We start from the raw sequence: 12106 nt of genomic DNA on the forward strand, positions 1-12106 counted from the left end.
ACTATGCCCCAACCGGGCAGGACACTGCTTATCAGCAACCGTCAGGCATTCACCCATTATTGATGAAATCACCGGTACCAGACGGGTTTCGCAACCTTTGCCGTCGCTGCAGGAGTCAGCCTGTACATGTAATGAAAGCTGTCCTCCAATGCTAATCCATGGCTGGATATCTTTAATCTCCAGCCCGCGTTCCCGGCTTCCCTTCATCAGTTTATCGCGCAAGTGGCGGTCAAATTGTGGCTTGGCCTCAATTTCCTGGGCCAGATTGCGCATGATCTGACTGATGCCGCTCAATTGGCGGGAAACCAGGCTGCGAGACTCCTTCAGTTTCCCGGCCCAGTATTCGTTGATGCGCAGGTTGTCGAACAGATACTGCACCGTATTGGCGATTTCTTTAAAATACAGGCATTTCTGGCGCAGACTGCCGGGGCACTCATCATGATTGATCACACCCTCCGCTTCTGCCAGGGCGAATACCTCCAGAATCTCCTGGGAGGTCTGGTAGCATTCCTGGCCCCAGCATCTTTCATGCTTTACACAACTCTGGCAAATACCGTGTGAAACCTGATCATAAAGATAGTGTAAATAGGACTGACCCTCAAAACTGTCATGCTGATAAGGATTGGTATCGAAAGTCTGGCCCAGATTTTCGAAAAGGCCGGCCAACTCATCCATACGGCTGCGCACATTGGCCTTGCCGGAATCCGGCCAATAGCCCGGATTCGCCGCCGGCATTATCCCGCTAGCACTGGCCAGCGGTAGTTTTTCCTTAAAAGAAGTGGGGAGCATCACAAATAAGAGGCAGGCTATGGCTGTTTCCCATATCCCCAGAACATTCGTACGGGTCTCGGGTACGAACATGGCCAGAGCCAGATTCCCCAACAGAAACCCTACGATTATCCCCACCCTGCCCAGGCTTCTGAACAATCCCGCCAGTAGTCCGGACAGGGCATACATCCCCAGGAATTGCGTGAAGATGCTGGAGGCCAGTGAAGGGATCAGACCCGCCATCACCCCCACCATAGTAGCGGCGCCGCTTCCCCATAAATATGCGGCTAATAATATACTGACCCGGCAGAAAACGCCGCCGGCATTCAACCCCATTATCCCTATATCATTGAGCCCCATAGCGATGCCAACCGCCACAATCAAAAAGGCGGTAACATCTTCGAACTGGAAGTCGGCTATGGATTTTCTGATCTGCACCGCTTCCCCGGCGATATTGAATACAAACACCAGCACTCCCGAGATTAAAGCTTCAAAAGTTACAACCATGCCCTGATAAAAGGAAGGCCCCTGAATTACACTGAATAAGCCTTTGCACACAATCAGGAAGGCGCTGGTTATGAGGGGATAACCCCACCATTGCCGGTCGGCAGGAATTTTCACCACCTGAATAATGATCACCAGGCTTAAAAGTGTGAACAGATTGGTAACCAGCTGCAGGCCTCCGGTAATGGTCATCATTCCCAGGCTCGCGCTGCCGGTCAATAAGATGGTTCTTCCCGGGTCGCGGCGGCCCAGAGCCACCACGAATGCAAACACAAAAGGCAGTAATTCCCCCAGAACAAAGGCTCTGGCCAGGATGAATCCGACCAGGCTGAGCATTAGATTCATGGGGATTACTGCCGGTCTAACGGTATTAAACAGGGCGGTCAGCTGTTCGCGGCCCTTTTGAAAGCTCAGCCTGGGCAAAGGGTTGGAGATCTGGCGATGCCGAACCCGTTTGCCTAGGCCTGAATCCGATACCCGTTGATAAGGATATACTTCGGTTCTTTCCACTTTACATCCCCCATCTCTTGGTCTTGTCCACCCATTATACCAACCGGTTTTTGTCAATTTTGTCATTCAGGGGGATGACACCATTGGAATTTTCCAACAAAATCATTCCTATTCAGGGGCGAAGACGGATTTTGTCTAACTCGAAGCGGATTTTGGGGACTTCAGTTCATCCATTTCCCAGATTAAGCCTTCCAGAAGGTCGCTTTCACTGACCACTGCCCAGTCTTTCTCCAATACCCGCATCAAGTTCAGCATTATCATCAATCCGTAGACAATGATATCGGCGCGTTCAGTCTGCAAACCTCGTATATTTTTCCTCTTTTCAAGAGGCATGTTCAATAAGCTGTCATAGCATTGCTGGACTTCTTCCTTCTTCAGGCGCTGTCCGTGTACCAGGCTGCTGTCATAGTCGATCATGCCATACTTCATCGCCACCGCACTGGTGGCGGTACCGCCGCAAAACACCAGGGCGGCATCAGAAAATCGCACCTTTACTTCCTTTATCTCCTCCAATATATCCATAATCTGTCTCTCAGTGATTTGAATCTCGGCCCCTTTTACCGCACCCAGAGGTAGAGATTTCACATAAAGGTCCTCTTGAGAGTAGATCAATTCCGTACTGCCCCCTCCCAAGTCTGCCACCAGGAGGGGCCGGTCCAGCAGCAAGCTTTTCTGCACTCCCTTATAGGTCAAATGGGCCTCTTCCTCCCCGCTGATGACTTTGACCTCTTTGTGCAGCCGCAGCCGGCACAACTCTTCAAACCAGGCACGGTTGGCGGCTTCCCGAACTGCACTTGTGGCTACTATAAGGTAGTCCGCCACCCCTTTCCGGCTGATGGCATCTTGGAACCGGCCCAGGCACTGCAGCGTGCGCTCCGCCGCCTCCGGGCTGATTTGCCCGCTGCTGGAAAGACCTGCTCCGATACGGGTGGTTTTCATATCCCGGTACAGTACCTTGAACCCGCCGTTTTCTATTTCGGCAATCATTAACCGGCATGAATTAGTGCCTATATCTATACTGGCGTATTTCATCGTGCTTTCTCCTTTACACATGTAAAAAAGCACTTCCCAACGGAAGTGCTTCGATAAACGTTTAAACTACTGGTTATTTCTACGCCGACGCGGTTCAACCTTATTTTTTAAAGGCTGCATGCGCTCATCGCTCTCTTTGAGGAATTTGGCGATTTTATCATCCAGACTCAAATGAGTCCCGTGTTTATGCCCAGGGACATAATGCCTTTCTCCCGACCCGGCCCTATCATTTGGAGCCGTATCCCGACTGGGGTTGCTTCGAGGTGGAGGAGCCGGGTTAGCCTGTTTGATCGACAACCCGATTTTTTTACCCGCAACATTGAGCACCTTGACCTTTACCATATCACCTTCCTGGATAAAATCCTTGACATTTTTTACATAGGTGTTGGCAATCTCAGAGATATGAACCAGTCCGACCATGCCCCCGGGCAACTCAATAAAGGCTCCAAAATTGGTTATCCCCTGAACTCTCCCTTCCAGGATGGCGCCGGGCACCATATTCGTTTGTTCTGTCGGCATATAACTAAATGTCCCCCTCGGAATTCATAAAGTTTCACTAGGTTCATTGTATTATGCGCCGCAGGAGTAGTCAACATTATTAGTGGCATTTATGGGCTTCATGAGTCGTCTGTCTCCATTTCCATCAACACTTTTTCTCCCTTTTTCACCATCCCCAGTTGTTCGCGGGCGATCCGTTCCACAACCAGGGGACTACTGAGCTTGTCCTTCTGCTCTGCCAATTCCTGGTTAATCTGCGCGGCTTCCAGCTTTTTTTGTTCTAAAGCCTGCTTCTGACCGTCCAGTTTCCAAATGGTGTAGACTCTTGGTATCAAGGTCACAGCAAAAAACCCCAGCATAAGCGTAACAATGATAAGCCGCGCCTTGGGCTGCTTAATAAGATTCAATGTCGGTCTCCTCCTCGTGCATCAGGCCTAAAATGTCCCCCGGAATAACAATGACCACCTCATATCCTTTGGAGCGCGCACGATTATACAATGTTGCCACCGTACTGGCGCCAATTTGCAAAGTCTTTGCTATCTCTTGCGTTGATTTACCCATTTCTTTTAAGGCCACTACTTGCTTTTCCCTGAAACTCAGCTTTTCCGCGCCTCTGATCTCTATCTTCATGCTGCCTTCTTATCCACAATTTTTCCACATGCTGTGGACAATTATTGTACATAATATGTTCTCTATAGGTTCTTGCAGAGGTGGTATAATTCCTGCTTGGCATGAAGATTTTATTTTTCTTCTTCGTCGGGTTCTGCCGTTTCACGCATTTTCTCAAACCAAGCCAGAACCTGTTTCTTAAGCCAGCGCCAGGGAGTGCCTAATCTGTAGGTGACCGCTCCAATGAAAGCTACGTTTAGCCGGGCAGCCTTACGCATCAAAGGCTGGGTTTTAGGGGCTATAGTCTGAAAATAGATGAAGATGCCGCTGAACAATGCCAGGATGATATAAACCCGGATCTCCCCCTGGTTGATAATCAACAAAAGGGTAAAGACCAGCAGCAGGATCAATACCCAGACCAGAAAATCAAACAGGTATAAAAGCCATCTACCACAGGAAGACAGGGCCATGCTGTACTGGTAAAACTGAAATACCATACCGGCAACCAACCCTACCAGGAGGGTAAAGACAAAGGGCTCAATCTGGGCCAAAAGCCAAATCAACCATAACCCTCCCTCTTTTTAATCTCTTTTTTGGCATTTATTTTAAGAGCCTCTGGATGATGTTTTTGCCACGGGATTTCAGATCGCCGGACTGGGTTTTGTATTCGATGCTGGTAATGCTGCCATCAACAGATACTTTTCCATCATCCAAGTTGAGATTGCTGACATGCATGTTCTCCCCGGTTATGTATAAATAACCCAGGCGGCTTTCAATAATTATTTCCTTTTCATCAAAGGTACTTACATTAGTGACCCCGCTTATTTCCATGTGTTCTCGGTTAAATAACATAAGACTGTGTTCCGCCATAGAATTCCCCTCCTTAGCATGATAGGGACTTGAGAATTCGTCCCGTCGATACCTATACCATAACAATATGCGTCAGGGTATGGCTTTTATGCTAGCTGTGCAGGATCCAGAAAATACGAAATCGCCCTGGTTTCCCGGGGCGATTAATTAATCTAATATTCTATACAAAGTCTTGGCATCAGTGGCTTTGACGTTTTCTTTGATCTCAAGAACTTCCAAACGGGTCTGTTTGTTTCCAATCGAAAGGGTGATGACGTCCCCTTTTTTCACTTCAGTAGCTGGTTTTGCCACCCGGTCGTTGATCAGCACCCGATCGCTTTCAGCGCAATCCTTGGCAACACTGCGTCGCTTGATTAAGCGTGAAACCTTAAGATATTTGTCCAATCGCATCTTAAAGGATCGCTTCTTTAAACCCTTTGCCAACTCTAAAAGCAGGAACTTTGGTGGCGGCAATATTAATTTCTTTACCGGTTTGAGGATTCCGTCCTTTGCGAGCCTGACGATCCCGCACCTCAAAGGTTCCAAAGCCGATTAACTGAACCTTGTCCCCTGTTTTCAACGCGTCCTCAATGCTGCTGATGAAGGCGTTTACGGTCTTCTCAACATCTTTTTTGGTCATCCCGGTCGCTGCTGCCACATCTCCAATTAAATCGGTTTTGTTCAATTCTATTCCTCCCTATGCAAGTTTTGGTAATTATATTAACGCTTATTCGCTGTATAAAGGCGAACTCCTGCAAAACCCATACAAAATTTTCTAAATAATGCCAGGGCCTTACAGTCCCTGGATTTTGGCTTCATCCCACAGGGCGTCCATCTCTTCCAGGGTCATGTCTTTTAGATCTTGACCTCCGGCCTTGGCCTTGGCCTCAATATAATTGAAACGGCGTACAAATTTATCATTAGTGGCTTGCAGAGCCTCTTCAGGTTCGATCTTTTTCATGCGGGCCACATTTACCAGAGCGAAAAATACATCTCCCATTTCTTCCATCATTTCATCCGAGCTTTCCGCCCGGCCCAGTTCATCGATTTCTTCTTTCAGCTTTTCTATAGCACCTTCAGCGTCTGGCCAATCAAACCCTACCCGGGCCGCTTTCTCCTGAATTTTATAAGCCCGCAGCAAAGCCGGAAGCATAACCGGAATGCCTTCCAATATGGTTTTCTTGCCCTCATCTTTTTTAAACCCCTCCCAGATTTCCAAGACCTGGCTGCTGGTTTGCAGCGACAGGTCGGAGAATACATGGGGATGGCGGTTTATCATCTTTTGCGATACGGTATCAGCTACCTGGGCCAAATTAAAATGCCCTTCCCGTTCAGCCAGGGCGGCGTGAAATACCACTTGCAAGAGGAGATCTCCCAATTCCTCCCGCAGTTGGCTCATTTCCCCTGACTTTATGGCCTCCACCACTTCATAACACTCTTCGATCAGATACCTGGACAGTGATTGGTGGGTTTGTTCGCGGTCCCAGGGGCAGCCGTTGGGGCTTAACAACCTGTCCATTATATTTACGAGTTCTTCAGTCTTGCTGCCTATTTGGCCCACGGCTAATTCCTCCTTATTCTCTGCCTCTAAGGCGTTTTAACATGTCATAGTCCATTTCTCGAGTTAATATCAGCAAGATCAGGTAGACAATCATCCCGCACAGTACGGCCAGCAATGTGGCTATATGGGATCCTATATCGAAGCCCAGCAGCCAATAATAAAAACTGCGGGTTGACAGGGCCATTATGAGGGTAGCCAGTATTAGCTTAAACATACGTCCTATTTCATATTGAATGCCGGTCGATTTTTTTAAGGAAATAATATTGAGCAATGAGCCCAGGGTAAAAGCCAGGACTGTGCCGATGGCGGCCCCGCGGATATTTAAGGCAGGCACACTGGTCAAGGAGTAATTGAAGATTACTTTAAGGACGCCGGTAATAATCAGATGACGCATAGCTATTTCCGGCCTGCCAATACCTTGCAGGCCGGCACTGGAGATCTGAAAGGCTGCCAGAACAATAGCTGAAAAGGCCAGGGGTTCCAGGGGTACTCCGGCTTCCGCGTGTCCGTAGAGCAGGTCACAGATGGGAAAGGCCAGTATATAAAGACCGGCGGCGGCGGGAAAGGAAATCATCATACCCGCTCTGAAACCGTGGTTCAAACGTTCGTTCAATAGTCTGCGGTCCTGTCTGGTCAGGGCTTCTGATATGGCAGGAACCAGACTGGTGGATATAGAGATGGTAAATATGGTGGGAAGACTGATCAGAACCGCGGCCATTCCGGCCAGGTAGCCATAAAGCGCGGTAGCCTGCGAGGTGCTGTAGTTCAAGGCCAACAAACGCCCCGGCACGATGACCGCATCTAGCATCTGCACCAATGGCAAGACCACGGCTCCAAATGAAACCGGTACGGCCAGGCGAACCATCTCCGTAGCCAGGGTCCAGGGAGGAGTTGAAGTATGCAGCAAGTTCAGCCCGGCCTGTTTTTGCTGTTGGCGGTGCCAATTATAAAACACGACCAGAACCAGCAAGCCGCCTATGCCTCCCACAACGGCGCCAAAGGTAGCGCCGGCGGCTGCAAATTCCAATCCCCGCGGGTATAAAAGATATGCCAGAAATAAGACTGCGGTTACCCTAAAAATCTGTTCAACCACTTGTGAAACCGCGGTAGGAATCATTGACTGCTGCCCCTGGAAATATCCGCGAAAAACCGACATCAAAGCAGCCAGGAAGATGGCGGGGGCAACGGCCACGATAGCATAATAAGCCCTTCCGTCTTTGAGTACATACCAGGCCAGGAACTTCGAAGATGCAATTACCACCAGGGTCAGGAGTAGTCCAAAAACAGTTAAGAGCAACAGGGAAACCCGTAGAATGCGGCGGCTCTCTCCCGGAAAGCCCTGGGTTTCTTTGCGGGCGATAAGGATGGATATGGCGACCGGCACCCCGGCGGTTGCTAAGGCCAGTATGGTGGTATAAATGGGATAGGCCATCTGATACAGACCAATACCTTCGGCACCGATAAGTCTGGCCAGGGGAATCCGGTATACGGCTCCCAAAATCTTACTAATAGCCCCGGCAACGCTCAGTATCAGCGCGCCTTTAAGGAAACTCTGACGATGATTCATAAGTCCCTCCCCAACATCATAGGGTTTATTATATCATAGTCCAACTTATTGAAGGCAAAATTACCCATGCCGGTTATATACCTGTTTAAGTTTACAATTAAAAGGCATCCAAAAATGCAAAAGAAGCGATCTTCGCTTCTAGGGTAAAGATCGCTCCTTAGGAACCAAAGCCTTATTGTTCCATTTGTTTAGCCAAAAAACCAGCGGCAGTCTCGGCCAGTTTCACTTCCATATCACCCAATCTTACCCCTGGTTCTTTGGTGACAATAATCACTGCCCCGATAGGATCACCCTGAGTTATAATCGGTGCAATGACCTGGGACTTAACCGTGTATTCACGGTCTTCATTCATGATAACATGCACATTCTCGTCGTCGCTGGTCTCGATTTCGTTCATCATTAAAGTACTTCTCTCTTCCAGCGCACGCTCAACCGCTTTGCCGATGGACTTGCCCAGGAACTCCCTTTTGTTGGCCCCAGCCAAGGCTATAATCACATCCCGGTCTGCGATCATCGAGATATGGCCGATAGTCTCATGCAGGGAATCGGCGTATTCTTTGGCAAAATCGCCTAATTCTCCAATAGGAGAATATTTTTTTAGTATAACTTCACCTTCACGATCAACGAATATTTCCAAAGGATCACCCTCACGAATCCGCAAGGTCCGGCGTATCTCCTTGGGGATAACAACCCTTCCCAGGTCGTCTATGCGTCGTACAATGCCTGTTGCTTTCAATTTACATTTATCCCTCCTTTTTTAAAAAACTTGAAAATGTTGTTTTCTTTCTCAGTGATAGTATATAGCTCATCACAGGCTTTTATTCACTTTTTGCCGTGGCTGTAAAAAATTCTTCAGCAGCAGGCATGCCAAAGCTTTCAATCATGGTCTTCTTTCTGGTTGTACTGGTGCATAAAGGCAGCCTTGATGGCTCATACTGAGGATGGAATTGGAAGCCTCTATTTGTTCATAAAGCGAGGTTATCATCATGCGTTATATAAACAGAAAACCATCCGCTCCACACCAAGACCGCCAATCATCACCAAAACCCGACCATCCTGTTCGAGCCAGAACCGCGCTGCGACAAAACGATCTTTCCGAGCAATTGGACGACAATCTGCAAAACTTAAAAGAATTGCTGGAAAAGTGCTCAGATGCAGTCACCCGTGAGTTTTTGATCGGTTCAGAGGTTACCGTTAAGGCTGCCATGCTTTATTTCGATGGTATGATCGATCGGCAGGAAATAGAAGAACACCTGCTGCGTCCGCTCTTGCGCTTAAAAGCCGAACCTGAGAGCTTGACCGAGGAAAGCCGGGCACACTTTATCGAACTATCAATTCAACAGCTTTTGCCCATGGGCGAAATAAAAACCCTGTCTACTTTGGAAGCGGTTTGCGATCATATCACAGCAGGCGACACCGTTCTGCTTATCGATGGGCATAAACAAGGCATAGTGGTAGGAACCCGTTCCTGGCAAGGCCGTTCTATCAATTCACCGGAGAACGAATCCACTATTTGGGGGCCCAAAGAGGGCTTCACCGAGACCCTGCGCTTTAATACCGCGCAGCTCAGGCGGCGTTTGAAATCAACCGATTTCAAAATCGAGGCCATGTCTATCGGCCGGATCAGCAAAACCAATGTGGTGGTCTGTTATATAGAAGATATTGCTCCCGAAAGCCTGGTCTCCGAAATCAGACGCCGTCTAGAAATCATCGATATCGATGCTATTCTAGACACCGGTTATCTGGAAGAGTATATCAGCGATGAGAAGTTCTCGATAATGGCTCAGGTTGAGTACACAGAAAAACCGGACCGGATATGCGGCCACCTGTTGGAAGGCCGGGCGGCCATATTAGTGGATGGCTCGCCTATGGCCATGGTGGTCCCCACCAGTTTCCCGCAGTTTCTAAATGCGGGAGAGGATTACTATCAGAATTTTATCGCCGCCTCACTTTTGAGAGTGGGCCGTTTTATCGCTTTCTTCATCGCTTTGTTGCTGCCTTCGGTATATGTTGCCGTGGTAACTTACCATCAGGAGATGATCCCCTTGTCTCTATATTTGACTCTGGTTGCAGCCCGTCAGGGGGTGCCGTTTCCGGCCGCAATTGAAGCTTTGATGCTGGAGTTGACCTTCGAACTGCTGCGTGAAGCTGGCCTGAGGCTGCCACGGGCTATAGGTCCGGCGGTTAGCATCGTAGGCGCATTGATTATCGGCGACGCTGCGGTGCAGGCCGGCCTGGTAGGGACCCCTATGGTAGTAGTGGTGGCCTTTACCGGCATCGCTTCATTTGTCACCCCCTCTTATAACGCCGGCTTGATGGTTCGCATCCTCCGCTTTGGCATGCTTTTGCTGGCGGCTACCCTGGGTTTTTTCGGCATAATTATGGGCCTGCTCATATTGGCGGCGCGCATGGCTTCGTTGTCATCGCTCGGCCAGCCCTATCTCTCTCCAATAGCACCATTCAACCTAGCCCAGATCAGCGATATCCTAATCCGCCGTCCCTGGAGTCTGAACTCCAAACGGCCCTATCAGGAGAGCATGAAAAATCAAGCCCGTCAGAATCTGCCCCGGGATAGAGAGGAGTCATAGCATGCGCAAGATCATTTTGATGGGCCTGATTCTAAGCTTACTTTCCTCTGGCTTGACTGGATGTTACAACCGGGTGGAGATGGATGACACCGTTGCGGTGACTGGTTTCGGCATCGATGTGGACGGGGAGCAGAAGGTGATTCATTTTCAGGTGGCCAGCCCCTCAAGCAAGCCGGAAGGCGGCGGAACAGCCAAAGTAGAAACCGTAGTCTTAAAGGGAAAGGCTCCCGGCTATGCGCAGGCAGCCCGAGAGATTACCCTCCGCTTTCCCCGCACCCCGGTCTGGTCGCTGGCCACAACCATTTTGCTGGGGGAACAGGTAGCACGGAAAGATCTGGACTTGATGATGGATTTTGTTTCACGAAATCGTTTTATATGCCCTAATATGCTGCTCTTCCTTGCCGCGGGAGCTACTCCGGAAGAAGTGCTGCAGGTCAAGACCCCTCCGGAAAATTACTCCGCGTTAGCCCTGGTGAAAATAATCCGCGGGCAGGAAAGTCAGTCTGGAATTTATCTGCCCGTAACTCTTCGTGATTTCCGCACCAAGTACGTCACTGCGGGAATTGAGCCGGTACTTCCCCAGGTTAAGATCGAAGAGGCCGATGGTGAAAAGATATTGCGTTTGCAGGGAGTGGCAGTATTCCGAGATCGCCGTATGGTAGGCGAACTCAATGAAAAAGAAAGCCGGGGCCTGCGCATCCTTGATCCTGGCGAGAAGCGCGGCGGGTTGGTAACCGTCAATCTATCCGGTGATACTGAAACCGGGCCGTTAGAAGATATGGTGACAATGGAAATAATCCGCTCCCGAGCCCGCTGCACTCCCAGTTTTAATCCGGATGGCACGGTGGAAATACTCATTGATATTGAGGCCGACGGGAACCTGTATGAGCAGACCTCCGCAGAGAATCTCCAAACCACCGCGAACCTGGCCCGGTTGGAACAGTTGACCTCTCAGGCTATCAAAGAGAATGCTCTGGCCTGTATTCACAAAGCGCAGCTTTTAGGCAGCGATATTTTCGGCTGGGGGGCTATGATAAGCCGCCAAAACCCGGCGCTGTGGCAACAACTGAAAGCGGATTGGCCTGCGCACTTCAGTGATCTTCAGGTTCAAGCTGAGGTAAACTATAGTGTCCGCAGGACATACCTGATTGAAGCGCCGGTACCGATTAAAAATTGATAGGAAGGGCTGTCGTCATGTTTACCGCCTTGTTTTTTCTGCTGGTTGTATTTTTATTAGCTCTAGATGTGCCGAATCTTCGGCGACAGAGACTTAATAAAGATCTGCTCGTCTATACTGTTTTTATGCTCCTGGCCATCTATCTGGCCATGGTACAGTTTTATCACTGGCCTTTTTTCAATCCCCTGTTAATAATGGCCATGCAGGTGCAAGGTCCGTGATGGGCGGGATCAAACCTTATTCAAAGAGAGGTGATCTCAGTTGGCAAAGCTTACAAATATTCAGCTGTTCTGCATACTATTCGTTACCATGGCGGTCACACCTTATCAGGTCCTGGCCAAACTTCTGGCTGCAAACGTGGCCCAGCATGGCTGGGTGGTGATTATTGGGTCAATAGCGCCCGGTTTGCTGCTGGTCTGGATTTATTATTATATCCTGGTGAA

Annotated in this window: 16 protein-coding genes; 4 read left to right on the forward strand and 12 right to left on the reverse strand. The window is 49.3% G+C overall.

Translation table 11 applies throughout. From position 1 onward, the window contains the following. The 12 genes from B2633_RS01475 to spoVT all read right to left on the reverse strand — a co-directional run. A partial coding sequence (locus tag B2633_RS01475) for a hypothetical protein (protein WP_483168774.1) occupies nt 1-1782 on the reverse strand: 1782 nt, incomplete at its 3' end. 135 nt (nt 1783-1917) lie between these two features. After that, nucleotides 1918-2814, reverse strand: a complete 897-nt coding sequence (locus B2633_RS01480) for a Ppx/GppA phosphatase family protein (RefSeq protein ID WP_481042144.1) — start codon at nt 2812-2814, stop codon at nt 1918-1920. A 66-nt stretch (nt 2815-2880) separates the two neighbouring features. After that, nucleotides 2881-3333 (reverse strand): S1 RNA-binding domain-containing protein, encoded by a 453-nt coding sequence (locus B2633_RS01485; RefSeq protein ID WP_483168775.1) that lies wholly within the window; start codon nt 3331-3333, stop codon nt 2881-2883. A gap of 98 nt (nt 3334-3431) precedes the next feature. Next, nucleotides 3432-3719, reverse strand: coding sequence for an FtsB family cell division protein (locus B2633_RS01490; protein ID WP_481042140.1), 288 nt, complete (start codon nt 3717-3719; stop codon nt 3432-3434). Continuing rightward, on the reverse strand, nt 3706-3942 hold the full coding sequence (locus B2633_RS01495; protein ID WP_481042138.1) for a helix-turn-helix transcriptional regulator: 237 nt from the start codon (nt 3940-3942) through the stop codon (nt 3706-3708). Before B2633_RS01495 ends, B2633_RS01490 begins: the two co-directional genes overlap by 14 nt. Before the next feature lie 110 nt (nt 3943-4052). After that, entirely contained in the window at nt 4053-4484 is a 432-nt protein-coding gene (yabQ, locus tag B2633_RS01500; protein ID WP_483168777.1) for a spore cortex biosynthesis protein YabQ, read from the reverse strand. A gap of 37 nt (nt 4485-4521) precedes the next feature. Continuing rightward, on the reverse strand, nt 4522-4791 hold the full coding sequence (gene yabP, locus B2633_RS01505; protein ID WP_481042134.1) for a sporulation protein YabP: 270 nt from the start codon (nt 4789-4791) through the stop codon (nt 4522-4524). Nucleotides 4792-4938: 147 nt separating this feature from the next. Next, nucleotides 4939-5181, reverse strand: a complete 243-nt coding sequence (locus B2633_RS01510; RefSeq protein WP_483168778.1) for an RNA-binding S4 domain-containing protein — start codon at nt 5179-5181, stop codon at nt 4939-4941. 1 nt (nt 5182) lies between these two features. Continuing rightward, nucleotides 5183-5455 (reverse strand): HU family DNA-binding protein, encoded by a 273-nt coding sequence (locus tag B2633_RS01515; RefSeq protein WP_481042130.1) that lies wholly within the window; start codon nt 5453-5455, stop codon nt 5183-5185. A 108-nt stretch (nt 5456-5563) separates the two neighbouring features. Continuing rightward, nucleotides 5564-6331 (reverse strand): nucleoside triphosphate pyrophosphohydrolase, encoded by a 768-nt coding sequence (gene mazG / locus B2633_RS01520; RefSeq protein WP_481042128.1) that lies wholly within the window; start codon nt 6329-6331, stop codon nt 5564-5566. Between the two features lie 13 nt (nt 6332-6344). Beyond that, nucleotides 6345-7898, reverse strand: a complete 1554-nt coding sequence (locus tag B2633_RS01525) for a putative polysaccharide biosynthesis protein (protein WP_483168780.1) — start codon at nt 7896-7898, stop codon at nt 6345-6347. Between the two features lie 172 nt (nt 7899-8070). Next, on the reverse strand, nt 8071-8634 hold the full coding sequence (gene spoVT, locus B2633_RS01530) for a stage V sporulation protein T (protein WP_481042124.1): 564 nt from the start codon (nt 8632-8634) through the stop codon (nt 8071-8073). 250 nt (nt 8635-8884) lie between these two features. Here spoVT and B2633_RS01535 point away from each other — a divergent pair, with 250 nt between their 5' ends. The 4 genes from B2633_RS01535 to B2633_RS01550 all read left to right on the forward strand — a co-directional run. Continuing rightward, complete coding sequence (locus B2633_RS01535) at nt 8885-10486, forward strand: spore germination protein (RefSeq protein WP_483168781.1); 1602 nt, start codon at nt 8885-8887, stop codon at nt 10484-10486. Nucleotide 10487: 1 nt separating this feature from the next. Further along, a complete protein-coding gene (locus B2633_RS01540; protein WP_483168782.1) occupies nt 10488-11663 on the forward strand; it encodes a Ger(x)C family spore germination protein in 1176 nt (391 codons plus the stop codon). 68 nt (nt 11664-11731) lie between these two features. Further along, complete coding sequence (locus tag B2633_RS01545) at nt 11732-11884, forward strand: hypothetical protein (protein WP_483168783.1); 153 nt, start codon at nt 11732-11734, stop codon at nt 11882-11884. 40 nt (nt 11885-11924) lie between these two features. Then, nucleotides 11925-12106, forward strand: a 182-nt coding sequence (locus tag B2633_RS01550) for a hypothetical protein (RefSeq protein WP_483168784.1), incomplete at its 3' end; no start/stop codon positions are given.

The sequence above is a fragment of the Syntrophomonas sp. UBA1041 genome (genome assembly GCF_002316705.1).
Lineage (GTDB): Bacteria > Bacillota > Syntrophomonadia > Syntrophomonadales > Syntrophomonadaceae > DTU019.